The sequence below is a fragment of the Klebsiella sp. PK18 genome (genome assembly GCF_057784655.1).
In genome coordinates, this window is sequence record NZ_CM173493.1 from 741,694 (window position 1) to 766,473 (window position 24,780).

Below are 24,780 nucleotides of genomic sequence, written 5' to 3' on the forward strand. Positions count from 1 at the left end.
AGCGTCCAGCGCCAGGGTCAATCTGTCTCAGCGATCCGGTCATCCAGCCAGACCAGCATCAGCGCTGCGAGAAAAGCAACCGCAAAGGTGCCAATAAACAACCACATAAATGTCCCTCGCGGGTTAATTATTTTTCTGATTTTACCGGAGAGCGATCGTTTCGGTCGGAGATGGAGATTTTTGTCCCAGCAGAATGGCTGGCGAGAGAGAAAAAGTCATCGGCATCAATATCGAAGTTGAGAATAATTTCCCTGTATTTCCCACCGTTAATCAATGCGTTGGCTTCTTTAATACTACTGGCAATAATGACTGGCATCAGTTTTATCTCATTTTGAAAACTGAGAAGCAAAATAAGAGTTAGTTCGTACCAGATCAACTACTTTTTATAGTATGTCGCAGCAGAAAAAAACGTCATATCGCGGCCCCGCAAGAGCGGGGTGTTTTATGGCGGTCATCTGGCTACCAACAGCACAATCTCATTCGACGCTGAAGATATACTGCGATTTCGCCCCCATCAGGATGATTTTCCCTGCTGTTTTTCGCGCAATATCTCGCCACAGCGCTGCCGATCTTCGCCCAGTGTTTGCTGCTCCTGCGCGCTGAGCTGGCGCCAGGTGTCCAGCATCCGCTGCCCCAGCGCCGGCAGGTAATGGGTTTTATGCAATGCATAGTCAGAATTTCCCCCTTCGACGATATTTTGCATATCGTGGAGGAACTGGCGGCTGTCGTCATGATCGATCATGCAAAAGACTGCCCGGTAGTAGGCTTCTTCATCTGCGGTGTAATGCGGGGTGAACCACCAGACCAGCAGCGCGATAAGCGCCAAAAGCGGGATAATAAAAGGTAATTTTTTCAACATCAGTTTTTCGGTCGGAGACAATCAGCCGTCAGTGTACCTGCAATGACGGCCTGATGTAAGCGCCGGCCCCGGCGGGCCGGCGCAGGCTAGTAGCCGACCGGGTAGATGCGGCCGGTCTGAACGCCTTCAATGCTGCGACGATAGGCCTGCGCCACGGCGGCGGCGGGGACGCTGGCAAAGCCCGGGAAAAAGTCGCCGTAGGCCGCCAGCGACTCGCTGAGCACGGTGGGGCTAATGAGATTGATGCGGATCCCGCGTGGCAGTTCGCAGGCGGCGGCGCGCACAAAGCCCTCCAGACCGGCGTTGACCGTCGTGGCATTGACCCCCTGAGCAATGGGCTCCTGGGCGACAATACCGCTGACCAGAGTAATCGACCCGCCGTCACGCAGGAAATGCTGCCCGATCAGCGCCAGGCGAATTTGCCCCAACAGCTTGTCCTGCAGCCCGAGGTTGAACTGACGGTCGGTCATGGTGCTTAACGGCCCAAAGTGCAGATTGCCGGTGGTGGAGACAATCGCATCTACTTCGCCCGTTTGGGCAAATAGCGCCTCGACGCTCTCCTGCGAGGTGATATCCACCTGATAATCTCCCCGGGTGCGGCCGACGCGGATAACGTCATGTCTCTGGCTCAGCTCTTCGCTGACCGCGCGACCGATGGTGCCGCTGGCACCGATAACGATAATTTTCATGGCTGTCTCCTGATGAGGTGAGACGCTATTCTTTAATAAAACGAATATCGGATAAACTGGCTAAAAGTTAGAACATTACTAACCAGAGGTTAGCAATATGGATAAGCTGCGAGGGATGGAGACGTTTATTGCCGTGGTGGAGTGCGGCAGCTTTACCGGGGCGGCGTCGCGCCTGGGGCTGTCGGCGGTGATGGTCGGAAAATATATCGCCCAGCTGGAAAGCCAGCTGGCGACGCGTCTGCTGGAGCGTAACACCCGACGCCAGAGCCTCACCGACGCCGGGCGGGTCTATTTTGACGAAGCGAAACGGGTGATGGAGCAGGTCTCCATCGCCGAAAGCGCGGTCGAGCGGCTGCGGCTGGCGCCCGCCGGCACTCTGCGGGTGAGCGCCCCCACCTCGTTTGGCGCCAGCGTGATCGCGCCCCTGACCGCCACCTTCCTGCAGGCCTGGCCTGCGGTCCGGGTGGAACTGGATCTGACTAACCGGATGGTCGATCTGGTGGATGAGGGGGTCGATCTGGCGATCAGGATTGGCGAGATCCATCAGGAGGATCTGGTGGCCCGCTATCTGGCGCCGTATCGGATGGTGATCTGCGCCGCGCCGGCTTATCTGGCGCGTTACGGGACCCCTGGGACGCCGGAGGATCTCGCGGATCATCTCTGCCTGTCCCATACGGTCTGGACCGCCCGCAACGAGTGGCGGCTGCCGGGCATGGAGGGGGAAGTGCGCTGGAAACGCGATGCGATTTTACGCTGCAATGATGGTTACGCGCTGCGCCAGGCGGCAATCGCCGGGGCCGGGCTGCTGATGCAGCCGGAGGTGCTGCTGGCCGATGCGCTGGCCAGCGGCAGCCTGGTGCGGGTGCTGGAGGCCTGGACCCCGCAGCCGAGACCCGTGCATCTGCTCTGGCGCCAGGATCGTCGGCCCCTGCCGAAGCTGACGCAGTTTATTGCCCACCTTCAGCAGGGAATGGCCGACGTGCTGACAACGACCCGCGCGTCGGAATAATCACTCCTCCCGCAGCGCCTGCTGCCAGTCGGCAATCAGATCGTTGGGATCTTCGATCCCCACCGACAGGCGGATCAGCTGGGGCGTGATGCCATTCGCCAGACGTTTCTCCAGCGGGATCGAGGCATGGGTCATGCTGAACGGCTGGCTCACCAGACTCTCCACGCCGCCCAGGCTCTCCGCAAGCGTAAACCAGCGCAGCTTGCTGATGATGCGCTCGGCGTAACCTTCATCACCCTTCACCACCACCGAAATCATGCCGCCGGGCAGCGCCATTTGCTGGCGCGCCAGATGATGATGCGGGTGCGAGGCCAGCCAGGGGAACCAGACTCGCTCCACTTCCGGCTGCTGTTCCAGCCATTCGGCGAGCTGCAGCGCGTTCGCGCTGTGGCGCTCCATCCGCAGCGCCAGGGTACGGATACCACGTAGCGTCAGGAAGCTGCTGAACGGGTCGAGTACACCGCCTACCGCATTCTGCAGATAGCCAAGCTTTTCCGCGAGCTCGGAGTTATCGCCAACCACCGCCAGGCCGGCGACGACATCGGAATGGCCGTTGAGGTATTTGGTCGCGGAGTGCACCACAATATCAAATCCATGCTCCAGCGGGCGATGGATCGCCGGCGAGGCGAAGGTGTTATCGGCGACGCTGATCAGGTTATGGCGTCGCGCGATGGCGGCGATGGCGCTGAGATCCGCCAGCTTCAGCAGCGGGTTGGTGGGCGTTTCCACCCAGATCATGCGCGTATCGGGGCGGATCGCCGCTTCAATCCCATTCAGGTCGTCGGGTTTCACCCAGCTCACCTGCAGACCAGCGCTACGGCGGCGAACGTTTTCCAGCAGGCGGTAAGTGCCGCCATACACATCATCGACCGCCACCAGGTGACTGTCCTTATCCAACAGCTCCAGCACGGTGGAGATGGCGGCCAGCCCGGAGGCGAACGCGTAGCCGCGCGTGCCGTTTTCCAGGTCGGCGATCGCCGTCTCCAGCGCGTGGCGGGTAGGGTTCCCGCTGCGGGAATATTCATAGCCGGTATGCTGCCCCGGCGCCGGCTGAGCAAAAGTGGAGGTGGCGTAAATCGGCGGCATCACTGCGCCGTGGCTGTCGGTGAAGGTTCCGCTATGTACGCTCAGGGTGTGGATAGATGACATAAAAAAATTCCTTATTGTGCGACTCGGTTACGCCAGGCGGTTAGAACATCGCTGCGGGTGACCAGGCCAAGAAAACGCGCGTTGTCAGCGATCACCGCCACCAGACCGCGATCGAGAATAGCCTGCAGTTCGCTCTCTGGCGCACGCTTATCGAGAGTTTCAACATGGCAGCTCATCGCTTCGCTGACCGGCAGGGAGAAGCGTTGGCGATCGCCCTGTACGTGGCGGATCAAATCCCACTCATCGACAATGCCGACCACGTGGCCATCCTCCAGCACCGGCAGTTGGGAGATGTCATACAGCCGCATGCGGGTAAAGACTGCGGCCAGGGTGTCGTCCGGCGCGGCCGTGACGGTGGCGCCTTCGTCATGGCGCAGGGCGATAAAATCACTGAGATCGCCCTGTTCGGGCCGGGCGATCAGTCCTTGCTGGCGCATCCAGTCATCGTTGAACATTTTGGACAGGTATTTATTGCCGCTATCACAGGCGAAGGTCACCACCCGTTTCGGACGGCTTTGTGCCCGGCAGTAGCGCAGGGCGGCGCTGAGCAAGGTGCCGGTGGAAGAGCCGGCCAGCACGCCCTCGACCTGCAGCAGCTGGCGCGCAGTCTGGAACGCTTCGCGGTCGCTGACGCGATACGCGGTATGTACCCCCTCCAGCCTGGCCAGCGGCGGGATAAAATCTTCGCCGATCCCTTCGACCAGCCAGGATCCCGTTTCGCCGTAGCGACCGGTATCAACCTGATCGGCAAGGATCGAACCCGCCGGATCGGCGAGAATAAATTCCGTTTTCGGCGAGTGTTCAGCAAACCAGGCCTGAAGCCCGCCCAGCGTGCCGCCGGAGCCGACGCCGACAACGACGGCGTCAATGTCGCCCTCCAGCTGCTGATAAAGCTCCGGCGCGGTGGAGGTGGCATGGGCCAGCGGATTGGCGTCGTTATTAAACTGGTCGATATAAAAGGCGCCCGGGGTTTCATCGGCAAGGCGGCGGGCATAATCCTGATAATAGGCCGGATGGCCTTTATTGACGTCGGAACGGGTGAGCAGCACCGTCGCGCCCAGCGCCCGCAGGTGAAAGATTTTCTCGCGGCTCATTTTGTCCGGCACCACCAGGATCAGCCGGTAATTTTTCTGCGCCGCGATCAGCGCCAGGCCGAGGCCGGTGTTGCCGGCGGTGGCTTCGATTATCGTTCCTCCGGGCGCCAGTTTTCCCTGGCGCTCGGCTTCATTAATCATCGACAGCGCAACGCGATCTTTAATTGACCCGCCGGGATTCTGATTTTCCAGTTTTAAAAACAGACTGCAGGGGCCGGTATCCAGTTTGTGCAACTGGAGCAGGGGAGTATGACCGATCAGGTCGCTCACGGAATGAAACAGTGACATAACCATTTACCCACTCGTTTAAGATATTTTTGCATGGTAGAGCTGTGAAAACGGTAATTTAAAGAACATTTCTCTGCCTGTTAGCGTCAAATGGAATATAAGATGCTATTTGGCCATCTGGAGGGAAAGCAGGGTAGCCACCTGGGCGGATCGATTGCCAGAAAAGGGAGTTTTTAGCCGCTTTTGGCGAGAAAATGGCGATTTGAATCAGCGTGTTATTTGATATCTGAAAATGCATTTTCGAAAAGATTCTATGGGGAATAGGCCTTAATGGCACAGAGGATACGGCGTGGTAGAAACCCACAGATATAGGGCGCAGAAAAGCAAAAACCCAGCCATAGGCTGGGTTCTCTGAATAAGTGGTGCCCGGACTCGGACTAACGCCGCAGGCGTTGAACAGCGCGCGTGTCGCGCTGGCCCCGAAGGGGTGAGCCGCTGTGCGGCGAATAATCGAATGGAGTTCGATGGAGAGTCCGGTCGTAGAAAAGCAAAAACCCAGCCATAGGCTGGGTTCTCTGAATAAGTGGTGCCCGGACTCGGACTAACGCCGCAGGCGTTGAACAGCGCGCGTGTCGCGCTGGCCCCGAAGGGGTGAGCCGCTGTGCGGCGAATAATCGAATGGAGTTCGATGGAGAGTCCGGTCGTAGAAAAGCAAAAACCCAGCCATAGGCTGGGTTCTCTGAATAAGTGGTGCCCGGACTCGGAATCGAACCAAGGACACGGGGATTTTCAATCCCCTGCTCTACCGACTGAGCTATCCGGGCAACGGGGCGCATTAAACCGTAATCGCCGCGCCTCGTCAACGAAATTTATCTGTTTTGCAGCAGACTGAACAATCTATCACCACATTGCGCTAAAAGCACGCGTCTTCAGGCAAAAAACAGCGTCCAGGCCGCTGAAATTGGCATCGCCAGCACCAGCGCAGGCAGCATATTCACCACGGCAAACATTTTTATCCCGCAGATGCGCAGCCCGGTGGCCACCAGCAGCATACCGCCGACGGCGCTGAAATCCGCCAGCATCATCGGGGTAGTAAGCGGCATAATGATCGCCGCGCAGGCCGCAAGAGTCAGCTGGATGAGCAGCATCGGCACGCTGATGGCGGCGACGGCAATGCCCAGGGTGCAGGCGAAAATGGTGGCGGTGAAAAAGTCGAGAAACGCTTTAGCAATCAGAATGCTGGCGTCGCCAGTCATCCCTTCGCGCATGGCGCCGAAGACGCCGGTGCCGCTGGCGCAGAACAGGACGATAATCGCCACATAGCTCTGAATATAAGACTCATGAGCCGAAGCCTTTTTCTTGCCTTTCGCTGACATCAACTGCTGGAGTTTACTGACCAGCGTATTGATGCCTTTTTCCATATTGCATATTTCGCCGAGCAGCGTCCCCACCAGGGTCGACAGCACCATCACTGGCAGATTGGCGCACTTAATGACCAGTAAAATGCCGATGCCTAATGACGCCAGGCCAAAAATTGAGGTCATTGATGTGCGGATCCGTTCCGGCAACCGTTGACTGAGCAAGGCGCCCAGCACACCGCCGACCAGCACCGCGCTGGCGTTAATAAAAGGTCCTGTAACCACGCTGACTCCTGTTAAATATCCCTGATAACCGCATTATTATGACGTTAACCCGCCGTGAAAGCTTGTGTATCCGTGATATAAGTGCATACGGTTTTCATCTTGCGCCTGTTCGGGAAAGGTGCCATGATTGCGCGAATTTTCTCCTCCCTGATATGAGGCCGCCGATGACGACACTGCCATTATCTCGCCAGCGACGTCGCGCACAGATGCGCGGGCTGCCTCATCTTGCTACGCTTACTCCTCTGTTCACCATGCGGTGAAGGACACGTATGCTCACTGTAGGGCAACAGTAAGATCGGACGCGTCTGCTTTTACTGATGTCCGGCGGTCGGAGCTGAAATCCGTCAGACCCGGACACATCGTTGGGCAAGGTTTCCTTGTCTGAGATTTTTACACTCCCGATACGGGCATTTGCGCTTATGAAATCCATGCACATTGCCGCCAGCTGCGAGCTGGTCACCCGCTTGTCCACCCACCGTCGCGTTGTGGCGCTGGACAGTACCGATTTTACCGATGTGGCGGCAGTCGTCATCACCGCGGCGGACAGTCGCAGCGGCATCCTTGCTCTCCTCAGACGCAGCGGATTTAATCTGCCGGTCTACCTGCTGAGTGAGACGGCGGTCGAGAGGCCAGAGGGGGTGCAGGCGGTGATCGCCGGTAAAGATCAGGAGTGGCTGGAGCTGGAGGCGGCGGCCTGTGATTATGAAGCGCGTCTGCTGCCGCCGTTTTTCAATACTCTGACCCAGTACGTCGAGATGGATAACAGCACTTTTGCCTGTCCGGGGCATCAGCACGGGGCGTTTTTCAAAAAGCACCCTGCAGGCCGTCAGTTCTATGACTTTTTTGGCGAAAATGTCTTTCGCGCCGACATGTGCAACGCCGATGTGAAATTAGGCGATCTGCTGATCCACGAAGGGTCGGCCAAGCACGCGCAGAAGTTCGCTGCGAAAGTGTTCAATGCGGATAAAACCTACTTCGTCCTCAACGGCACCTCGGCGGCCAACAAAGTCGTGACCAATGCGCTGTTGACCCGCGGCGATCTGGTGCTGTTCGATCGTAACAACCACAAGTCAAACCATCACGGGGCGCTGATTCAGGCGGGGGCGACGCCGGTCTATCTTGAAGCCGCGCGCAATCCGTTCGGTTTTATCGGCGGCATTGACGAACGCTGCTTTGATGAGCATTACCTGCGGGATCTCATCCGCGAAGCGGCGCCTGAGAAAGCCAATGCCTCCCGCCCGTTTCGTCTGGCGGTGATCCAGCTGGGGACCTACGACGGCACGGTCTATAACGCCCGCCAGGTGGTGGATAAAATAGGCCACCTCTGCGATTACATCCTGTTCGACTCGGCGTGGGTGGGCTATGAGCAGTTTATCCCGATGATGGCCGACTGCTCGCCGCTGCTGCTGGAGCTGACCCCGGACGATCCGGGTATTTTTGTCACCCAGTCCGTGCACAAGCAGCAGGCCGGCTTCTCACAGACGTCGCAGATCCATAAAAAGGATAACCATCTGCGCGGCCAGGCGCGTTTCTGTCCGCACAAGCGGCTGAATAACGCCTTTATGCTGCATGCCTCCACCAGCCCGTTCTATCCGCTGTTTGCCGCGCTGGACGTCAACGCCAAAATTCATGAAGGTGAGAGCGGCCGCCGCCTGTGGGCCGAGTGTGTGGCGCTGGGCATCGAGGCGCGCAAAGCGATCATCGCTAACTGCAAGATGATCCAGCCCTTTATTCCGCCAGTGGTGGCGGGGCGTCCATGGCAGGATTACCCGACCGAGGCGATCGCCCGGGAGCGCCGCTTCTTCAGCTTCGAACCCGACGCGCGCTGGCATGGTTTTGAGGGCTATGCGGACGACCAGTATTTTGTCGACCCATGCAAGCTGTTGCTGACCACCCCGGGCATTGACGCTGAAAGTGGGGAGTACAGTGAGTTTGGCATCCCGGCAACCATTCTGGCGCATTATCTGCGTGAAAACGGCATCGTGCCGGAGAAGTGCGATCTCAACTCGATTCTGTTCCTGCTGACGCCGGCGGAGAGCGCCGAAAAAATGGCGCAGCTGGTGGCGATGCTGGGGCAGTTCGAACAGCATATTGAGTCGGATACGCCGCTGGCTGACGTGCTGCCGACCATCTACAACAAATATCCGGTGCGCTATCGCGATTACACCCTCCGCGAGCTGTGCCAGGAGATGCACGATCTGTACGTCAGCTTTGATGTGAAGAGCCTGCAAAAGGAGATGTTCCGTAAACGGAGCTTCCCGCGCGTGGTGATGAATCCGCAGGATGCTAACCGCGAATTTATCCGCGGCAACGTGGAGCTGGTGCGTCTGAGTGAAGCGGAAGGCCGCGTCGCGGCTGAAGGGGCGCTGCCCTATCCGCCGGGGGTATTATGCGTGGTGCCCGGCGAGATCTGGGGCGGGGCAGTACTGCGCTATTTCCTCGCGCTGGAGGAGGGGGTCAATATGCTGCCGGGCTTCTCACCGGAGCTGCAGGGGGTTTACAGCGAGACGGATCCGGACGGCATTAAGCGGCTGTATGGCTACGTGCTGAAGGGATAAAAAAACGCCCCGCCGAACAGGCGGGGCGTTTTACTTTTGCCGATCACACGCTCTGCTGGGCGGCGGTCGGTTGTCTGACGTGTTTGTATTTGAACAGCGCCACGAAGGCAAAGGCCAGCACCAGCGAATAGCCGGCGAAAATCAGCCACACGCTCTGCCAGTCAGTGATCCCCTCGACGGTAAAGTGCTCAACCACTTTGCCGCTCACCATCCCGCCAAGAATACAGCCGAAGCCGTTGGTCATCATCAGGAACATCCCCTGGGCGCTGGCGCGGATTTCCGGACGAACCTCTTTCTCAACGAACACCGAACCGGAGATGTTGAAGAAGTCGAAGGCGCAGCCGTAGACGATCATCGACAGCACCAGCAGTACAGTGCCGAACGGTGTCGGGTCGCCAAAGGCGAACAGGCCGAAGCGCAGCATCCACGCCACGATACTAATTAGCATCACGTTCTTAATGCCGTAGCGGCTAAGGAAGAACGGGATGGTCAGGATAAACAGCGTTTCGGAGATCTGCGAAATCGACATCAGCACTGACGCGTGCTCGACGATAAAGCTGCCGGCAAACAGCGGATCTTTATCGAAGCTATGCAGGAAGGTGTTGCCGAACATATTGGTGATTTGCAGTTCGGCACCGAGCATCATCGAGAAGATAAAGAAGATAGCCATGCGCTTGTTTTTAAACAGCGCAAAGGCGTTAAGCCCCAGCATCTCCGTCCAGCTTTGATTGCGCTGGGCGTTGGCGACCGGAATATGCGGCAGCGTCAGGGTGAACAGCGCCAGCAAGACCGACAGCGTCGCGCCAATGTACAACTGCATATGGCTCAGTTCGAAGCCCGAGAAGCTGACGCCCCACATGGCGAGGATAAAGCCGATGGTGCCCCAGATACGAATTGGCGGGAAATCGGTGACGATATCCAGCCCCGCCGACTGCAGGCGATAGTAAGAGATGGTGTTAATCAGCCCCAGCGTCGGCATATAGGCCAGCGAGTTGAGGAGGATCACAAGGAACATCTCGCCCGGCGTGGTGACCTGCGCCGCCAGATACAGCGTTAACGCGCCGACCAGGTGGCAGATGGCGTATACCCATTTGGCGCTGATCCATTTATCGGCGACGATGCCGAGCAGCGTTGGCATCAGGACGGCGGCGATGCCGAGCGAGCTATACACTGCGCCGATTGCCGCGCCGTCAAACTTCAGCGTGACAAACATGTAAGAGCCGAGCGTGGTCAGCCAGCTCCCCCAAAGGCAGAACTGCAGGAACGACAGTATTTTTAGCTGCAGCTTAAGATTCATGTATTTATCCTCACGAATGTGGGCTTGTTATGTTTATTAAATAACATAACCACCGTTATTTTGATGCGATTCTATCATTCAGGGGTGAGAAGCTTCTGTTAACTGCCGCAGAAAATCGAAAAGATATTACGAAGTATGTCCTATAAAAAAGAGAGGCCCAGTGCGATGTCCGGGCCTGTAAGAGAGGGGGGTTATTTGCGGCGATAGCTTTTCTGCGCAGTGTTAACTTTATACAGATACCGGCGCGATTCGGCCGACGGATGGCGGGTGGTGAGCGTCTGGTAGACGTCGCCTGGCGCCATGCTGTTAATGATGTTCGCCGCCTGGACTTTATCGCTGGAGAACACGCGCAGTACGCTGCCGGCGCCGCCGTTATAGGCGGTGATCACCGCGTAGCGACGCGAGGTGGGGTTATCGATGCCGGCGAGATAAACATTGTTCAGCATCGCCAGATAAGCGGTGCCGGTATCGATGTTATTCGCCGGGTCAAACAGATAGCTGCGGCTCGGCAGGCCGGATTTGCCCTGCGAACGGAAGACGTCTTTCCCCGCGCTGTGCTGGACGACCTGCATCAGCCCCATGGCATCCGCGTGGCTCACCGCATAGGGGTTAAACGATGATTCTGTTTGCATAATCGCAAGGATCAGCGACTCATCAACGCCGTATTTACGCGAGGCCTGGCGCACCATGCCGAGGTATTTATGCGCACGTTTGTCGAGGTGGTTTGGTACCAGGTTAATGGTGATGCTGTAGATCACGCGCAGGCCATTGTTGCGGCTCTTGAGGCGGGTTTGCAGCAAATAATCGGCGTAGCGCGCGGCGCGCCACTCCCAGCGAATCGACGCGCCGGTGTTATCCACCACCTGACCATAGAGGAACGGCTCTTTGGAGATCTGAATATCATCGACGTCGGAATAGAGGTCAATGGAGTTGGGGTCATCGCCCATCAGCAGCGTTTTGATGATCGCCTGGCGCAGTCGTCCGCGCGGATCGGTGCCCGCGATGGTCTCGACGGTGATCGTCCCGGCATCAAAGTTGATGTGGCTGCGGGTTTGATATTGATCGGTATATTTAACGTAGTCCTTCGGCCCGGCGAGCAGGACTTCGTTATACCCCCAAATGTTCTCGATGTTATGGGCAAACTGGCCCATCAGGATATCGAATCCGTTCGTGTCCTTGACCCAGGCCTCGTTGTATTCGGTGCCTTTTTTATTGGAGCTGGAACACGAAACGAGCAACGGCGCAATCAGCGCGAGCGCTAAGTATTTTTTCATCATTCCGGGCGTGCGTGTTGTGTTTGTTTTTAAAAGGCCGCAGGGCCCTTACTGTTTTTCCGGCGGCGTGTAGCCTTCGATATGCACGTCTTTCCCTTCAAACAGGAACTGCACCATCTCCTGCTCCAGCAGCTTGCGGTGCTCCGGGTTCATCATGCTGAGTTTTTTCTCGTTGATCAGCATGGTCTGCTTGTGCTGCCACTGCGCCCAGGCTTCTTTGGAGATTTCGTTGTAAATGCGCTTCCCGAGTTCGCCCGGATAGAGCTGGAAATCCTGGCCGTTCGCTTCACGCTGCAGGAAAGTACAAAAAATGGTTCTGCTCATAATCACTCCTCTTTGATAGCCGAAAAATTTATACCGGCGTTCCGGCTTTTAACTGTTGCAACAAGCGCTCCACGGGGGCCGCCAGTCCGACCGACGGCGGCTGCGCTAAGTTATACCAGAGTGCGTTGCCTTCATCCATGCATGCGCCAGATGAGTGCACTGTAAGCCACATCGGCACAATATCCAGGTGGAAATGGCTGAAAGTGTGGCGAAAGGCGGTTAATTGCGTCAGATTATCGGCCTTTATCTGACGCTGCGCCAGCCACTCGCGCAGCTCCGCTTCGTCTGCAAACTGCGGAAAACAGAATAGTCCGCCCCACAAACCCACCGGCGGACGCTGGGAGAGAAACACCTCGTCGCCGTGCTGCATCAGCAGGAAATAGCCGGTGCGTTCCGGGATGGTCTGCTTCGGTTTTTTGCCCGGATATTCCGCCCATGAATGATTCGCGTAGGCCACGCAGCCATTGCTCAACGGGCACAGCTCGCACTTCGGCTTCGAGCGGGTGCAAACCATCGCCCCGAGATCCATCATCGCCTGGTTGAAGCGTTCTACCCCTTGCGCCGGGGTCACCTCTTCGCTGATATCCCACAGCCGTTTTTCGACCTCTTTTTTTCCCGGCCAGCCGCTGACAGCATAGCAGCGGGCGAGCACGCGCTTCACGTTGCCGTCGAGAATCGGATAATGCTGACCGAGCGAAAGCGACAAAATCGCCCCTGCCGTTGAACGCCCGACGCCGGGCAGCGCGGCCACTTCCTCAAAGGATTGCGGGAAGATGCCGCCATGCTGTGTCGCCACCTGCTGGGCGGCTTTATGTAAATTGCGCGCCCGCGCGTAGTAGCCAAGGCCGGTCCACAGATGCAGCACCTCATCCAGCGGCGCGTTGGCTAAATCAACCACCGTTGGGAAACGCGCCATAAAGCGTTCAAAATACGGGATTACCGTGGTCACCTGGGTTTGTTGCAACATCACTTCGGAGAGCCATACTTTGTAGGGCGTCTTGGCGATTTGCCAGGGCAGGGTTTTACGCCCGTATTTGTCGTACCAGTCCAGGACCTGGGCTGAAAATTGCGCGGCGAGAAAAGTCAAAGCTATGGCTCCGGGATCGCGATTACAGGGTGGCAGATTGCAGCACAAGGGCGAGTGGCTGTAAACCCTTGCATCCGCCGGGTAACTTTGGATAATGCCCGTTTTCCGAACACTTTCACTAGCAGACTTAACTTTTATGAAAAACGACGTCATTTCTCCGGAATTCGATGAAAACGGTCGCCCGCTGCGCCGTATTCGTAGCTTCGTCCGTCGCCAGGGGCGCCTGACGAAAGGGCAGCAGCATGCGCTGGATAACATTTGGCCGGTGATGGGCGTTGAATTCAACGATGCGCCACTCGATTTCGCTGCCCTGTTTGGCCGCGAAGCGCCGGTCACACTAGAAATTGGTTTCGGCATGGGGGCTTCGCTGGTGGCGATGGCGAAAGCCAAACCGGAACAGAATTTCCTCGGCATTGAAGTGCACTCCCCGGGCGTTGGCGCCTGTCTGGCTTCTGCTGAAGAAGAAGGTGTGCAAAATCTGCGCGTGATGTGTCACGATGCGGTGGAAGTGCTGCATACCATGATCCCGGATAACTCACTGAATATGGTGCAGCTGTTTTTCCCTGACCCGTGGCATAAAGCGCGTCATAATAAACGTCGTATCGTGCAGCCGCCTTTCGCCGAGCTGGTAAAAAGCAAACTGAAACTCGGCGGCGTCTTCCATATGGCGACCGACTGGGAAGCCTATGCCGTGCATATGCTGGAAGTGATGTCCTCGCTGGAAGGCTATCGTAACCAGTCGGCAAGCAACGATTACGTACCGCGCCCGGAATCGCGCCCGGTAACCAAATTTGAACAGCGTGGCCATCGTCTCGGCCACGGCGTATGGGACTTAATGTTCGAGAGGGTGAAATAATGGCCAAGAATCGTAGCCGTCGTCTGCGTAAAAAAATGCATATCGACGAGTTTCAGGAGTTAGGCTTCTCCGTCGCCTGGCGTTTCCCGGAAGGGACCACCGAAGAGCAGATCGACCAGACGGTCAACGATCTGATCGAAGAGGTGATTGAGCCGAACAAGCTGGCCTTCGACGGTAGCGGCTATCTCTCCTGGGAAGGGCTCATCTGCATGCAGGAGATCGGTAAGTGCACCGAAGAGCATCAGGCCATCGTACGCCAATGGCTGGAAGCGCGTAAGTTAGAGGATGTGCGCACCAGCGAACTTTTTGACGTCTGGTGGGACTAAGTTTGACAAGGGTCGGCAACTGCCGGCCCGTTTTGTCTTAAGGGAGTTTTATGATGCGTAAAACGCTGCTGGCGGTGGCGCTCTCCGTCACCGCTTTGTCTGCCCATGCGGACTACCAGTGTAGCGTCACGCCGCGTGACGATGTGATCCTCAGCCCGCAGCAGGTGCAGGTGAAAGGGGAAAACGGCAATCTGGTGATAAAGCCGGACGGCAACCTGACCTTTAACGGTAAAGCCTATACTCTGAGCGCCGCCCAGCGCGAGCAGGCGCAGGATTATCAGGCCAGTCTGCGCAGCAGCCTGCCGTGGATTGACGAAGGCGCGCGCTCGCGAGTCGAAAAAGGCCGCAAGGCGCTGGATAAAATCATTACCGAACAGGTTGGCGCCAACAGCAGCATGCATGGTCGCCTGACCAAGCTGGATGCGCAGCTGAAAGAACAGATGAACCGCATCATTGAGCGCCGCAGCGATGGCCTGACCTTCCACTATAAAGCTATCGACCAGGTACGTGCCGATGGTCAGCAGCTGGTGAATCAGGCGATGGGCGGCATTCTGCAGGACAGTATTAACGAGATGGGCGCGAAAGCAGTGCTCAAAGGCGGCGGCAACCCGCTGCAGGGCATTCTCGGCAGCCTCGGCGGCCTGCAAACGGCCATTCAGGATGAATGGAAAAACCAGGAGGCCGATTTCCAGCAGTTTGGTAAGGACGTCTGCAGCCGGGTTGTCTCGCTGGAGGATAGCCGGAAATCGCTGGTTGGCTCGTTAAAGTAAGTTGATTTCGCTACCTGCGCCTGCAGGTAGCGGTTAGGCTCAGTCGATCACATCAGCCCCAGCAGCTGTGGAATAAACAGTGAGATCTGCGGGATATAAACAATCATCGTCAGCGCGATCAGCAGGGCGGCGTAGAACGGCAGCAGCGGTTTGATGAGCTGCTGAATTTTAACCCCTGAAATGGAGCAGCCGACAAACAGCGCGCTGCCTACCGGCGGGGTCAGCAGGCCGATGCACAGATTGGCGACCATCATGATGCCAAAATGGACCGGGTTCATGCCTAAATCCTCAGCGATGGGGAGAAATATTGGCGTAAAAATCAGTACTGCTGGGGTCATATCCATAAAGATACCGACGATTAACAGCACGATGTTAATCAGCAGCAGGATCACCAGCGGATTTTCAGAAAACCCCATGAGCGCATCGCTTATCATGTAGGGAATATCGGCATTGGTCATTGCCCACGACATGCCGACGGAAAAACCGATCAGCAGAAGGACGATAGACGTCATCACCACCGATTCAAGGATCAGCTTTGGCAGGTCGCGCCATTTGACTTCCCGATAAATCAGCACTGAGAGGATAAAGGTGTAGACCACGGCGATGGCGGAAGCTTCAGTGGCGGTGAAAATACCGCCGAGGATCCCGCCCATGACAATAATGACCAGCAGCAGGCTGGGCAGGGCGTCGAAAAAAGCCTTTGCCGCCTGGGCGCAGGTCGGGCGCTCGGAAACCGGATATCCGCGGTGTTTAGCGATACCAGCGCAGACCAGCATGATGGACAGACCCATCAGAATGCCCGGCAAATAACCGGCCATAAACAGCGAGGCGACCGAGACGCCGCCGGCCGTCAGAGAAAAGACGATCAGCACGTTTGATGGCGGAATGAGCAGGCCCGTGATGCAGGATGAAACGTTTACCGCCGTGGAGAATGCCGGATCGTAGCCTTTCTGCGTCTGAATGGGATTGAGCGTCCCCCCTACCGCAGCGGCGGCAGCGACCGCCGAACCGGAGATCGAGCCGAACATCATATTGGCCAGCACGTTGACGTGTCCCAACGATCCGGGTACCCGCCCAACCATCACCTGCGCCAGATTGATGAGGCGTATAGCAATTCCCCCGCTGTTCATCAGGGTACCGGCAAAGATAAAGAAGGGGATAGCCAGCAGCGCGAAGTTATCGAGTCCGTTCGCCAGGCGCTGAGCAACGGTAATCACCGCGATATCCCAGGGAAACATCAGCAGCATTGAGCCGACGGTAGCAAGACCGATGGAAAAAGAGATAGGTACGCCAATAAAGACCAGAATAAAGAACGAGCCAAACAGCGTCAGTGCAATATAGCTATCCATTAATTTGCTCCTGCTTCTGAATGTTTCATGTTTTTTAGACCGTTGCTGATAAAACACAACGCGTAAAACATCATCATGATGCCGGTGAGCGGCAGGATCAGATACACATAGCCCATCGGGATCTGCATTGCGGCTGAGACCTGGGCGGTCGACAGCGTTTTTTCAATCAGTTTTACGCCGCCGGTAACAATCACTGAGCCAGCAAACAGAAAGATAAGCAGATTGATAATGACGCTGAGCAGTGCCTGCTTGCGGGAAGAGAGCATCAGCGTAAGTAAATCGATCGCCAGATGACGCTGGGCGCCGACGGTATAGGCCGCACCCAGTAGCCCGACCCAGATCATTAAGAAACGCGCCAGTTCATCGGTCAGGGTGCTAGGCTGGTTGAGCACGTAGCGGCTGAACACCTGCCAGACGACGCAGAAAACCAGCGCAATCATTACGACGACAGAGAATGCGGCGATGGTGCGGTCCACCGCCAGCTTTATGCGGTTAAGTATCATCATTGATTTCCTGGTGAAAGCGGGCCAGCGGCTGGCCCGTTAAAGGTTATTCAGCGGCAGCGTCAAATTTGGCCAGCAGAGCGGCCTGTTTTGGATCTTTCTTAAAGTCATCAAATAGCGGCTGCACGGCGGCACGGAACGGTGCTTTATCCACTTTGATAATTTCGCCCCCCAGTGCTTTGGCCTGAGCGCGGGTATCTGCGTCGATCTTCTGCCACAGCTGTTGCTGATATACCTCTGAGGCTTTGGCCGCTTTGACCAGAATTTGCTGCTGTCCCGGCGTCAGTTTGTCCCAGGTTTTGCTGGAGATCACGAGGAAGTCAGGGATGGAGGCATGTTCATCTTCAGAGAACACTTTCGCGATTTCGATATGGCGAGTCTGCACCCAGGAGGGAACGTTATTTTCCGCACCGTCCACCACCCCTTGCTGCATGGCGGTGTAAACTTCACCAAAGGAGATTGGCGTCGGGGAGCCGCCCATTAATTCAATCATTTTTAATGTTGTCGGGCTGGCCTGCACGCGGATCTTCAGTCCTTTTAAATCCTCCGGTTTGGTGATGGGCTTTTTGGCATAAAAACTTCGGGTTCCGGCGACATAAGCGGAAAGGGCAAAGAATCCTTTCTCTTTCGTCGAATCCATTATTTCCTTGCCCACTTCCCCGAAGACCACCTTATTGAAATGATTTTGATCGTTAAACAGGAACGGTAAATTATATATCGCGTAGATATTATCAAATGACTCCAGATCGCTGGCGGAACCTTTGGTCAAATCCAGCGCGCCATTTTGTAATAACTCCATCGTTTCGCGTGCGCTGCCCATCTGGCTACTGGGGTAAATACGAATCTTCATATTACCGTTAGAAAGTTGGTTTACCTCTTTGGCCATCTCTTCAAACGCCTGATGCACCGCGTGACTGCGTTCAAGGTTATGTGCCAGTTTTAACGTGATTTTTTCAGCTGCGCTGGCTCCTGAAGAGAATAGAGCAAGCAAAGATATTGCTATTAGAGAACGAGAAAAAGCGTATTTTTTCATGAGTTGGCTCCATGCACTTGTGGTAATTGGTCAATATCTTAAGCGTCATGCTTTGTTTCTGTATGACATATTATCCTTGTTGTCGTACATCTTTAAGCTGCCTGACTCACACTTTTTCTCAATGAGGCACTGAAATAACGGCTTTTATGGCTTCAATTATATTTGGTTTCTATAAATAAAAGTGAATTAATTAGATGATGAAATATTTTAAAAGAATGGTTCGGGAATGACGAGGTTGATATTTCGATAAATTCGAACTATTGTCCTTCCCGTTAAAACGATAAAGGGAAGGACAAGGGTGATATTTATTCGTTAAGGAAGAGTTCGAGCAGGGAATTCAAAAACAGCTTACCGTGCTCGGTAATCTGCCAGTTCTGCTCGTCTTCCTGCAGATAGCCCTGGGCTATCGCCGCGTCCAGCTGCGGGCGGATCGCCGCTTCCTCAAGACCGGTATAGCGGCGGAATTCCGCGCGCGGCGCGGCCTCCAGCAGGCGGAAACGGTTCATAAAGAACTCAAACGGTTTATCTGCCTCTTCCACATCATGCTGACGCTCGAGGTAACGGCCTTCCATATACCCGCGCGGGTGGCGGGTTTTGGCGGTCCGCAGAATGCGTCCGTCAGGGAAGGTTATCTTACCGTGCGCGCCGCAGCCGATGCCGAGGTAGTCGCCAAAGCGCCAGTAGTTGAGATTATGCTGACACTGGAAGCCCGGTTTAGCGTAGGCGGACGTCTCGTACTGCTGATAGCCAGCGGCGCTTAGCAATTGATGTCCCTGCTCGAAAATATCCCATAGCGCGTCGTCATCCGGCAGCACCGGCGGCCGGGAGCCGAACAAGGTGTTCGGCTCAATGGTCAGCTGGTACCACGACAGGTGCGGCGGGTTGAGGGCAATCGCCTGACGCAGATCGTCCAGCGCCTCCTCCAGCGACTGGTCCGGCAGACCGTGCATCAGGTCGAGATTGAAGCTGCGCAGGCCGAGGCCGCTGGCGAGACGTGCTGCGCGCTTGGCCTCCTCCGGACCGTGGATCCGCCCCAGGCGCTGCAGCTTCGGTTCGCTAAAGCTTTGTACGCCGATGGAGATACGGTTCACCCCGGCGCGCTGGTAATCAACGAAGCGATCGGCCTCCACGGTGCCCGGGTTGGCTTCCATGGTGATTTCCGCCCCGGCTGCCAGCGGCAGGCAGGCGCGGACGCCATCCAGCAGGGTTTGCATGGCCGGGCCGGACAGCAGGCTTGGCGTACCGCCGCCGATAAAAATAGTGCCTATTTCCCGTCCCTGGGCATATTGCGCATCGGCCTGCAGGTCGTTTAGCAGATGCTGGACGTAATCGTCATGCGGCACCTCGCCTTTCAGCGCATGCGAATTAAAGTCGCAGTACGGGCATTTCTGCACGCACCAGGGAATATGAATATAGAGACTCAGCGGCGGCAAATTAGCCATTACGTAATGCTTCCAGTAACAGTTTTAGCGCTTGCCCACGATGGGAAATCGCACTCTTTTCTTCACGGCTCAGTTCGGCCGCGGTTTTCCCTTCGGACGGGACGAAGAATATCGGGTCGTAGCCGAAGCCACCCGTACCGGCGGCTTGTCGGGTGATTACCCCAGGCCAGCTGCCGTGGCACACCAGCGGCGTGGGATCCTCGGCATGGCGCAGATAGACCAGCACGCAGTGGAACTGCGCCTGACGCTGGTCGTCCGGCACGTCCTTTAACGCGTCGAGCAGCTTCTCAAGATTCTGCTGGTCGGTGGCGTCGACGCCGGAATAGCGGGCGGAGTAAATACCCGGTGCGCCGCCAAGCGCATCGACGGCCAGACCGGAATCGTCGGCGATGGCCGGCAGGCCGGTGATCTGTGCCGCATGACGCGCTTTCAGAATCGCGTTTTCAATAAAGGTCAGGCCGGTCTCTTCCGCAGAGTCCACGCCCAGCTCGGTCTGAGCGACGATATCGAGACCAAAATCTTCCAGCAGCGAGGCCAGTTCGCGCACTTTACCGGCGTTGCCGGTCGCGAGGACGACTTTTTGCATGATGAATCCTGTTTATTCAGTTAGCGCCGCGACCGCAGTCGGGATCTGTTGTGGGGCGATGATTTTAACTTGCTTATGGCGACCCAGCTCGCCTTTTTCAATCAGTACCTGGCTTTTGGCGACGCGGAACTGTTTGGCGAGAAATTTCACCAGGTGGGCATTGGCCTGGCCATCAACGGGCGGGGCGGTAATGGCGACTTTGAGCTCGTCGCCATGTACGCCCACGATGCTATCGCGGCTGGCCTTCGGCTGAATGTACAGCCTCAGCACCAGCCCGTCAGCACAGGTTTCAACGGCACTCATAGCGCCATCCACAGCCCCGGCAGCAGCACGTTACCGGTGGCCTGCAGCACTTCGGCGACGCCCATATTAATCACGTACAGCAGCAGCACCAGTACCATCGGTGAGAAATCGATACCGCCCATCGACGGCAGCAGGTTGCGGATAGGGCGCAGCAGCGGGTCCGCCAGCTGCATCAGCACATACTCTACCGGGCTGCGGCCCTGGCTGACCCAGCTCATGATCGCCATCAACAGCAGCACCCAGAAGATCAACGAGCCGATGGTTTTCAGCAGAATAAGCAGGGCGGAGATCCAGATGATCGGCTGGAAAGTGATCACCATAAACAGCACGATCGCTTTGATGACGCAGAGAATAAATGCCACCAGCAGCGAGGCGCTGTCAATCGGCCCCATCGCCGGGATAATCCGGCGCAGCGGCCCGACAATCGGCTGCGTGGCCTTCACCACAAACTGCGAAAACGGGTTGTAAAAGTCGCAGCGCGCCCACTGCATCCAGACGCGTAACAACACGACCATCGTGTAAAGCTCAATGACCGTTGAAAGCAGGAAAGTCAACGTCTTCATGGCGTTCCTCAGATTCCTTATTATTTGCTATAGTCGCGCGCACCAAAAATAGCTGTACCGATGCGCACCATCGTGCTTCCCGCCGCGATTGCGGCTTCCATATCGTCCGACATTCCCAGAGACAACGTATCGACCGTGGGGTACCGCGTTTTTAATCGCGCAAATGCTACCGCCATTTGCTGGGCGACGGCAAACTGCCTTACATATTCTGACTCAGGCGCGGGGATGGCCATCAGACCGCGCAGCTCCAGATGAGGTAACTCAGCGATCTCTGCCGCTAATCCATCGAGCGCTTCCAGCGGGATGCCGGATTTGCTCTGCTCATCGCTAATGTTGATTTGAATCAGCACCTTCAGCGGCGGCAGATGCGCCGGGCGCTGTTCGTTCAGTCGGGTGGCGATTTTCAGCCGATCGACGGTGTGGCACCAGTCAAAATGCTCTGCCACCAACCGGCTTTTGTTGGACTGCAGGAGGCCAATAAAGTGCCACTGTAGTCCACTGATGCCGGCCTGCTGGAAATGGTTAATCTTCTCCACGCCCTCCTGGACGTAGTTTTCACCAAATGCCCGCTGGCCTGCCGCGATGGCTTCTTCGATCGCGCTCGCAGGTTTTGTTTTACTCACTGCAAGCAATGTCACTTCTTCTGGCGCACGCCCGCAACGAGCGGCGGCACCGGAGATTTTGTCCCGGACCTGTGCCAGGTTATGCGCAATATCGTTCATATTCCGAGGATGAGTTATGAAGCTGGAAGAAATCGTAGCCCTTAGTGTAAAGCATAATGTCTCCGATCTACACCTGTGCAATTCCGCCGCACCGCGCTGGCGGCGGCAGGGCAAGCTGGAGCCCGCCCCGTTTCCCGCGCCGGATATCCCGGATTTACTCAACTGCTGGCTTGATGCCGCACAGTTACAGCATTGGCAGGAACAGGGACAGATTGACTTTGCGCTGACCCTGGCCTGCGGTTTGCGGCTGCGCGCCAGCGCTTTCGCCCATACGCGTGGAATATCGCTGGTGCTACGCCTTCTGCCTGAACAGTGCCCGCGTCTGGAGACGCTGGGCGCCCCGCCTGCGCTGAGCGAGCTGCTGGCGGAAGAGAGTGGTTTGCTGTTGGTCACCGGAGCGACGGGCAGCGGCAAGTCGACCACCCTGGCGGCGATGGTGGGGCATCTCAACCAGCGTCTTGATGGCCATATTCTGACCCTGGAGGACCCGGTGGAGTTTATCCATCACAGCGAGCGCTGCCTGATCCAGCAGCGGGAGATTGGCCGTCATTGTCCTTCGTTCGCCGCGGCGCTCCGCGTGGCGCTGCGCCAGGATCCGGATGTGATCCTGCTCGGGGAGCTACGCGACAGCGAAACCATTCGTCTGGCGTTAACGGCTGCGGAGACCGGACATCTGGTAATGGCGACATTACATACCCGCGGCGCGGCGCCGGCGGTGGAGAGATTGATCGATGTCTTTCCGGCAGAGGAGAAAGATCAGGTTCGTAGTCAGCTGGCCGGAAGCCTGTGCGCGGTGCTGGCGCAAAAATTGTTGCCTGCACGTCAGGGCGGCAGAGTTGCGCTATACGAGCTTTTGGTCAATACCCCCGCAGTAGCTAACTTGATCCGTGAAGGAAAAGTGCATCAGTTGCCCGGCATAATGCAGACCGGGATGCAGGCCGGAATGCTGACATTTACGCAGAGTTTTCAGCAACGTGTCGCCGCAGGCGAGCTGTAAGAGCAGCGTGAAGCAGACAGGGCGGGTTAAATGATATGTTAACTGAATGTTTGATGGCTGTTTATTTATATTATTTGGTAATACAAATAACCATTCTGAATAAATTCAAATAACACATTCAGTTGCGATATGTCGACAGTGAATACGCATTTCCAGGAAAAAAGTTTGATTACCTTTTGACAGCTTTGAGGTATTCGATTTATGCTGTTTACGGGAATAGGATGATTCTCATGGAATAACGTTTCAATTTGTAAATTGCCAAGGCTATTTATAAATTCACGACTGTTTGTATATTTTTTTATTCATTTAACCACCATGGCGGTGGGTAGCAGCTAAGGAGAGTTTTAAGTGATTAATTTAAATGGAAATTCATCATCTTCTCGTCAGGTCACATTTATTACCCATCCGTCAATTCAGAGCAAAGCTTTTGCCAGCTATCTGAGCGAAACCCTGATGGCATCAGTGGTTTTACAAAATATTAATAAACCACTGGCGCAGCGCCTGGCGAAAGATTCTGTAATATTATTTGATATCGCAGTGTCAAATAAGAAATTAAATGGGGTATGGCGAGACATTATTCGACTGCAGGCAGATAATCCTCGTTTGTTGATTATTAATAGCGCACAAAAGTATGAGTTATACGAAATGGCGCAGTGGCCGGCTTTATATGGCGTGTTCCGCCATGACGATGATGAATCGCGCTTAATTGAGGGCGTTAAGGCCGTACTGAACGGCGAACAGACGGCTGAATTGAGCGTGATGCACCCGGCGATGTACGCTGCGGACCATGCATCGGCGCCCGTTGAGAACTCGCCACTCACCGAGCGGGAATGTGAGATCCTCAACGAGCTGCGCTGTGGGGCGACGAATCTGGATATTGCCCGTGCCCTGTTTATCAGCGAGAACACGGTGCGTACGCACCTGTACAATGTGTTTCGTAAACTGAGCGTGAAGAATCGCACTCAAGCGGTGAGCTGGGCGAACGAACATCTGCGCCACTAAGCGGTCGGAAGCGCGCCGTCAGCCATTTGCCGGCGGCGCAGGAGAGCAGAGCCTAAAAGCTCTGCTCGAAGTAGCTTTCCAGAATGACCACGGCTGAGGCCGAATCAACGCTGCCTTTATTCAGCGCGCGGTAGCCGCCGTGTTCAAATAAGCCTGCCCGAGCCTCCACCGTACTCAGACGTTCATCGTGAAGGACGATCGCGACGCCAAAGCGGCCATGAATTTTATTAGCGAAATTCCGCGCGCGCGCCGTCAGCGGTTGCTCGGTGCCGTCCATATTCAGCGGCAGGCCAACGATCACCGCCTCAGGCTGCCACTCTTTGAGCAGTTTTTCGATGACATTCCAGTCCGGTTTACCGTCCTGCGCCTTCAGCGCCGGTAACGGTCGCGCGGTTGCGGTGATGCGTTGCCCCACCGCCACGCCGATGCTTTTGGTGCCGAAATCAAAGCCGAGAAAGGTTCCGCTCATCATGCATGCCCCGCGACGCCAGGCATCGTCACAATGTCGATACCAATCAGTTTAGCCGCCTCGCGCCAGCGATCGGCGATGGGCGTGCGGAAGAGAATATTCTGGTCGGCAGGGGCGGTGAGCCAGGCATTATCTAAAATCTCCTGCTCCAGTTGTCCTTTCTCCCATGAGGAGTAGCCCAGCGCAACCAGTACGTTGCCCGGCTGTCTGTCGGTACCTAAGGTTTCAAGAACATCCCGCGAGGTGGTGACTACTGTGTTATCCGAAATGCGGATACTCGAGGAGAAGTCCGAGGGCGGGGTATGCAGAATAAAGCCGCGGTCTTCCGCCAGCGGGCCGCCCAGCATCACTGGTTTATCCAGACGGATCTCCGGATTGCGCGGCTCCGGAACAATCTTGAGCTTCTCAAGGATCCCTTCCACCTGCAGATTTTCCAGCGGCTTATTGATAATAATGCCCATGGCTCCCTCGTCGTTATACTCGCAGATATAGACCACGGAGCGGCGGAAAATCGGGTCCTGAAGCGCAGGCATGGCAATCAGAAAGTGATGCTGTAAATTCATTGTCAGAGGTTCTGTTCCTGGTTCAAAAAGCAACACCCAGTATGCGGGCAAAGTAGAATAGTGTCGATGCACTTTATCTGGCTGG

Annotated in this window: 27 protein-coding genes and 1 tRNA gene; 7 read left to right on the forward strand and 21 right to left on the reverse strand. The window is 56.2% G+C overall.

Annotated elements, in window-relative coordinates; translation table 11 throughout:
- Positions 1-127: 127 nt before the first annotated feature.
- The 3 genes from AC3EMD_RS03685 to AC3EMD_RS03695 all read right to left on the reverse strand — a co-directional run bounded on the left by AC3EMD_RS03685 (position 128) and on the right by AC3EMD_RS03695 (position 1,548).
- Entirely contained in the window at positions 128-316 is a 189-nt protein-coding gene (locus AC3EMD_RS03685; RefSeq protein ID WP_008806492.1) for a hypothetical protein, read from the reverse strand.
- A gap of 198 nt (positions 317-514) precedes the next feature.
- On the reverse strand, positions 515-859 hold the full coding sequence (locus AC3EMD_RS03690; RefSeq protein ID WP_012540552.1) for a hypothetical protein: 345 nt from the start codon (positions 857-859) through the stop codon (positions 515-517).
- An 86-nt stretch (positions 860-945) separates the two neighbouring features.
- Positions 946-1,548 carry a short chain dehydrogenase gene (locus AC3EMD_RS03695; protein ID WP_008806490.1) on the reverse strand — a complete coding sequence of 201 codons (603 nt, stop codon included), beginning with the start codon at positions 1,546-1,548 and terminating at the stop codon, positions 946-948.
- Positions 1,549-1,645: 97 nt separating this feature from the next.
- On the opposite strand from AC3EMD_RS03695, the gene AC3EMD_RS03700 reads away from it, so the two are divergent.
- Complete coding sequence (locus tag AC3EMD_RS03700; protein ID WP_046881920.1) at positions 1,646-2,557, forward strand: LysR family transcriptional regulator; 912 nt, start codon at positions 1,646-1,648, stop codon at positions 2,555-2,557.
- Here the strand turns inward: AC3EMD_RS03700 and AC3EMD_RS03705 are convergent, their stop codons facing one another.
- The 4 genes from AC3EMD_RS03705 to AC3EMD_RS03720 all read right to left on the reverse strand — a co-directional run bounded on the left by AC3EMD_RS03705 (position 2,558) and on the right by AC3EMD_RS03720 (position 6,671).
- Positions 2,558-3,706 (reverse strand): trans-sulfuration enzyme family protein, encoded by a 1,149-nt coding sequence (locus AC3EMD_RS03705; protein ID WP_110204018.1) that lies wholly within the window; start codon positions 3,704-3,706, stop codon positions 2,558-2,560. It lies immediately after the preceding gene.
- Positions 3,707-3,717: 11 nt separating this feature from the next.
- Positions 3,718-5,094: a pyridoxal-phosphate dependent enzyme gene (locus tag AC3EMD_RS03710; protein WP_181413484.1), complete on the reverse strand. Its 1,377-nt coding sequence runs from the start codon at positions 5,092-5,094 to the stop codon at positions 3,718-3,720.
- Between the two features lie 682 nt (positions 5,095-5,776).
- A tRNA-Phe gene (locus tag AC3EMD_RS03715) sits at positions 5,777-5,852 on the reverse strand.
- 105 nt (positions 5,853-5,957) lie between these two features.
- Positions 5,958-6,671 carry a DUF554 domain-containing protein gene (locus AC3EMD_RS03720; protein WP_008806478.1) on the reverse strand — a complete coding sequence of 238 codons (714 nt, stop codon included), beginning with the start codon at positions 6,669-6,671 and terminating at the stop codon, positions 5,958-5,960.
- A gap of 419 nt (positions 6,672-7,090) precedes the next feature.
- On the opposite strand from AC3EMD_RS03720, the gene AC3EMD_RS03725 reads away from it, so the two are divergent.
- Positions 7,091-9,229 carry an ornithine decarboxylase gene (locus tag AC3EMD_RS03725; protein ID WP_302073936.1) on the forward strand — a complete coding sequence of 713 codons (2,139 nt, stop codon included), beginning with the start codon at positions 7,091-7,093 and terminating at the stop codon, positions 9,227-9,229.
- 43 nt (positions 9,230-9,272) lie between these two features.
- Here the strand turns inward: AC3EMD_RS03725 and AC3EMD_RS03730 are convergent, their stop codons facing one another.
- The 4 genes from AC3EMD_RS03730 to mutY all read right to left on the reverse strand — a co-directional run bounded on the left by AC3EMD_RS03730 (position 9,273) and on the right by mutY (position 13,211).
- Positions 9,273-10,526, reverse strand: coding sequence for a nucleoside permease (locus AC3EMD_RS03730; protein ID WP_064160611.1), 1,254 nt, complete (start codon positions 10,524-10,526; stop codon positions 9,273-9,275).
- 191 nt (positions 10,527-10,717) lie between these two features.
- Positions 10,718-11,800 carry a membrane-bound lytic murein transglycosylase MltC gene (mltC, locus tag AC3EMD_RS03735; RefSeq protein ID WP_012540557.1) on the reverse strand — a complete coding sequence of 361 codons (1,083 nt, stop codon included), beginning with the start codon at positions 11,798-11,800 and terminating at the stop codon, positions 10,718-10,720.
- Between the two features lie 48 nt (positions 11,801-11,848).
- Complete coding sequence (locus tag AC3EMD_RS03740) at positions 11,849-12,124, reverse strand: oxidative damage protection protein (protein ID WP_046621684.1); 276 nt, start codon at positions 12,122-12,124, stop codon at positions 11,849-11,851.
- A 28-nt stretch (positions 12,125-12,152) separates the two neighbouring features.
- Positions 12,153-13,211, reverse strand: a complete 1,059-nt coding sequence (mutY, locus tag AC3EMD_RS03745) for an A/G-specific adenine glycosylase (RefSeq protein WP_008806473.1) — start codon at positions 13,209-13,211, stop codon at positions 12,153-12,155.
- 136 nt (positions 13,212-13,347) lie between these two features.
- On the opposite strand from mutY, the gene trmB reads away from it, so the two are divergent.
- The 3 genes from trmB to AC3EMD_RS03760 are packed head-to-tail and all read left to right on the forward strand — an operon-like array spanning position 13,348 to position 15,163.
- Positions 13,348-14,067 (forward strand): tRNA (guanosine(46)-N7)-methyltransferase TrmB, encoded by a 720-nt coding sequence (gene trmB / locus AC3EMD_RS03750; protein WP_004205192.1) that lies wholly within the window; start codon positions 13,348-13,350, stop codon positions 14,065-14,067.
- Positions 14,067-14,393: a YggL family protein gene (locus AC3EMD_RS03755; RefSeq protein ID WP_012967224.1), complete on the forward strand. Its 327-nt coding sequence runs from the start codon at positions 14,067-14,069 to the stop codon at positions 14,391-14,393. Before trmB ends, AC3EMD_RS03755 begins: the two co-directional genes overlap by 1 nt.
- A 50-nt stretch (positions 14,394-14,443) precedes the next feature.
- On the forward strand, positions 14,444-15,163 hold the full coding sequence (locus tag AC3EMD_RS03760) for a YggN family protein (RefSeq protein WP_012540560.1): 720 nt from the start codon (positions 14,444-14,446) through the stop codon (positions 15,161-15,163).
- A 47-nt stretch (positions 15,164-15,210) separates the two neighbouring features.
- Here AC3EMD_RS03760 and AC3EMD_RS03765 read toward each other — a convergent pair whose 3' ends face one another.
- The 8 genes from AC3EMD_RS03765 to AC3EMD_RS03800 all read right to left on the reverse strand — a co-directional run bounded on the left by AC3EMD_RS03765 (position 15,211) and on the right by AC3EMD_RS03800 (position 21,664).
- On the reverse strand, positions 15,211-16,512 hold the full coding sequence (locus AC3EMD_RS03765; protein WP_302073937.1) for a TRAP transporter large permease: 1,302 nt from the start codon (positions 16,510-16,512) through the stop codon (positions 15,211-15,213).
- Positions 16,512-17,015, reverse strand: a complete 504-nt coding sequence (locus AC3EMD_RS03770; RefSeq protein WP_032731249.1) for a TRAP transporter small permease — start codon at positions 17,013-17,015, stop codon at positions 16,512-16,514. Before AC3EMD_RS03770 ends, AC3EMD_RS03765 begins: the two co-directional genes overlap by 1 nt.
- Before the next feature lie 46 nt (positions 17,016-17,061).
- A complete protein-coding gene (locus AC3EMD_RS03775) occupies positions 17,062-18,048 on the reverse strand; it encodes a TRAP transporter substrate-binding protein (RefSeq protein WP_302073938.1) in 987 nt (328 codons plus the stop codon).
- A gap of 305 nt (positions 18,049-18,353) precedes the next feature.
- Positions 18,354-19,490, reverse strand: a complete 1,137-nt coding sequence (gene hemW, locus AC3EMD_RS03780; RefSeq protein WP_101824654.1) for a radical SAM family heme chaperone HemW — start codon at positions 19,488-19,490, stop codon at positions 18,354-18,356.
- The gene (locus AC3EMD_RS03785) at positions 19,483-20,076 is read right to left on the reverse strand and encodes an XTP/dITP diphosphatase (protein ID WP_012540562.1); all 594 of its coding nucleotides are present in this window, start codon (positions 20,074-20,076) and stop codon (positions 19,483-19,485) included. Before AC3EMD_RS03785 ends, hemW begins: the two co-directional genes overlap by 8 nt.
- A 12-nt stretch (positions 20,077-20,088) precedes the next feature.
- Positions 20,089-20,379, reverse strand: coding sequence for a DUF167 family protein YggU (yggU, locus tag AC3EMD_RS03790; RefSeq protein ID WP_002916614.1), 291 nt, complete (start codon positions 20,377-20,379; stop codon positions 20,089-20,091).
- Complete coding sequence (locus tag AC3EMD_RS03795; RefSeq protein ID WP_004205182.1) at positions 20,376-20,942, reverse strand: YggT family protein; 567 nt, start codon at positions 20,940-20,942, stop codon at positions 20,376-20,378. The genes yggU and AC3EMD_RS03795 overlap by 4 nt, the downstream gene beginning before the upstream one ends.
- 20 nt (positions 20,943-20,962) lie before the next feature.
- A complete protein-coding gene (locus AC3EMD_RS03800; RefSeq protein ID WP_302073939.1) occupies positions 20,963-21,664 on the reverse strand; it encodes a YggS family pyridoxal phosphate-dependent enzyme in 702 nt (233 codons plus the stop codon).
- A 16-nt stretch (positions 21,665-21,680) separates the two neighbouring features.
- Here AC3EMD_RS03800 and AC3EMD_RS03805 point away from each other — a divergent pair, with 16 nt between their 5' ends.
- Positions 21,681-22,661, forward strand: coding sequence for a type IV pilus twitching motility protein PilT (locus AC3EMD_RS03805; RefSeq protein ID WP_012540564.1), 981 nt, complete (start codon positions 21,681-21,683; stop codon positions 22,659-22,661).
- 348 nt (positions 22,662-23,009) lie between these two features.
- Positions 23,010-23,663, forward strand: coding sequence for a LuxR C-terminal-related transcriptional regulator (locus AC3EMD_RS03810; RefSeq protein WP_008806465.1), 654 nt, complete (start codon positions 23,010-23,012; stop codon positions 23,661-23,663).
- A gap of 52 nt (positions 23,664-23,715) precedes the next feature.
- Here AC3EMD_RS03810 and ruvX read toward each other — a convergent pair whose 3' ends face one another.
- Entirely contained in the window at positions 23,716-24,132 is a 417-nt protein-coding gene (ruvX, locus tag AC3EMD_RS03815; protein WP_012540565.1) for a Holliday junction resolvase RuvX, read from the reverse strand.
- A complete protein-coding gene (locus AC3EMD_RS03820) occupies positions 24,132-24,695 on the reverse strand; it encodes a YqgE/AlgH family protein (protein ID WP_012540566.1) in 564 nt (187 codons plus the stop codon). The genes ruvX and AC3EMD_RS03820 overlap by 1 nt, the downstream gene beginning before the upstream one ends.
- Positions 24,696-24,780: the final 85 nt, after the last annotated feature.

What these genes read in the sequence shown, in the direction of transcription:
- AC3EMD_RS03685 (WP_008806492.1), bottom strand. Translation starts at nt 316, where the DNA reads ATGCCAGTCATTATTGCCAGTAGTATTAAAGAAGCCAACGCATTGATT.
- AC3EMD_RS03690 (WP_012540552.1), bottom strand. Translation starts at nt 859, where the DNA reads ATGTTGAAAAAATTACCTTTTATTATCCCGCTTTTGGCGCTTATCGCG.
- AC3EMD_RS03695 (WP_008806490.1), bottom strand. Translation starts at nt 1,548, where the DNA reads ATGAAAATTATCGTTATCGGTGCCAGCGGCACCATCGGTCGCGCGGTC.
- AC3EMD_RS03700 (WP_046881920.1), top strand. Translation starts at nt 1,646, where the DNA reads ATGGATAAGCTGCGAGGGATGGAGACGTTTATTGCCGTGGTGGAGTGC.
- AC3EMD_RS03705 (WP_110204018.1), bottom strand. Translation starts at nt 3,706, where the DNA reads ATGTCATCTATCCACACCCTGAGCGTACATAGCGGAACCTTCACCGAC.
- AC3EMD_RS03710 (WP_181413484.1), bottom strand. Translation starts at nt 5,094, where the DNA reads ATGGTTATGTCACTGTTTCATTCCGTGAGCGACCTGATCGGTCATACT.
- AC3EMD_RS03725 (WP_302073936.1), top strand. Translation starts at nt 7,091, where the DNA reads ATGAAATCCATGCACATTGCCGCCAGCTGCGAGCTGGTCACCCGCTTG.
- AC3EMD_RS03730 (WP_064160611.1), bottom strand. Translation starts at nt 10,526, where the DNA reads ATGAATCTTAAGCTGCAGCTAAAAATACTGTCGTTCCTGCAGTTCTGC.
- mltC (WP_012540557.1), bottom strand. Translation starts at nt 11,800, where the DNA reads ATGAAAAAATACTTAGCGCTCGCGCTGATTGCGCCGTTGCTCGTTTCG.
- AC3EMD_RS03740 (WP_046621684.1), bottom strand. Translation starts at nt 12,124, where the DNA reads ATGAGCAGAACCATTTTTTGTACTTTCCTGCAGCGTGAAGCGAACGGC.
- trmB (WP_004205192.1), top strand. Translation starts at nt 13,348, where the DNA reads ATGAAAAACGACGTCATTTCTCCGGAATTCGATGAAAACGGTCGCCCG.
- AC3EMD_RS03755 (WP_012967224.1), top strand. Translation starts at nt 14,067, where the DNA reads ATGGCCAAGAATCGTAGCCGTCGTCTGCGTAAAAAAATGCATATCGAC.
- AC3EMD_RS03760 (WP_012540560.1), top strand. Translation starts at nt 14,444, where the DNA reads ATGATGCGTAAAACGCTGCTGGCGGTGGCGCTCTCCGTCACCGCTTTG.
- AC3EMD_RS03765 (WP_302073937.1), bottom strand. Translation starts at nt 16,512, where the DNA reads ATGGATAGCTATATTGCACTGACGCTGTTTGGCTCGTTCTTTATTCTG.
- AC3EMD_RS03770 (WP_032731249.1), bottom strand. Translation starts at nt 17,015, where the DNA reads ATGATACTTAACCGCATAAAGCTGGCGGTGGACCGCACCATCGCCGCA.
- AC3EMD_RS03775 (WP_302073938.1), bottom strand. Translation starts at nt 18,048, where the DNA reads ATGAAAAAATACGCTTTTTCTCGTTCTCTAATAGCAATATCTTTGCTT.
- hemW (WP_101824654.1), bottom strand. Translation starts at nt 19,490, where the DNA reads ATGGCTAATTTGCCGCCGCTGAGTCTCTATATTCATATTCCCTGGTGC.
- AC3EMD_RS03785 (WP_012540562.1), bottom strand. Translation starts at nt 20,076, where the DNA reads ATGCAAAAAGTCGTCCTCGCGACCGGCAACGCCGGTAAAGTGCGCGAA.
- yggU (WP_002916614.1), bottom strand. Translation starts at nt 20,379, where the DNA reads ATGAGTGCCGTTGAAACCTGTGCTGACGGGCTGGTGCTGAGGCTGTAC.
- AC3EMD_RS03795 (WP_004205182.1), bottom strand. Translation starts at nt 20,942, where the DNA reads ATGAAGACGTTGACTTTCCTGCTTTCAACGGTCATTGAGCTTTACACG.
- AC3EMD_RS03800 (WP_302073939.1), bottom strand. Translation starts at nt 21,664, where the DNA reads ATGAACGATATTGCGCATAACCTGGCACAGGTCCGGGACAAAATCTCC.
- AC3EMD_RS03805 (WP_012540564.1), top strand. Translation starts at nt 21,681, where the DNA reads ATGAAGCTGGAAGAAATCGTAGCCCTTAGTGTAAAGCATAATGTCTCC.
- ruvX (WP_012540565.1), bottom strand. Translation starts at nt 24,132, where the DNA reads ATGAGCGGAACCTTTCTCGGCTTTGATTTCGGCACCAAAAGCATCGGC.
- AC3EMD_RS03820 (WP_012540566.1), bottom strand. Translation starts at nt 24,695, where the DNA reads ATGAATTTACAGCATCACTTTCTGATTGCCATGCCTGCGCTTCAGGAC.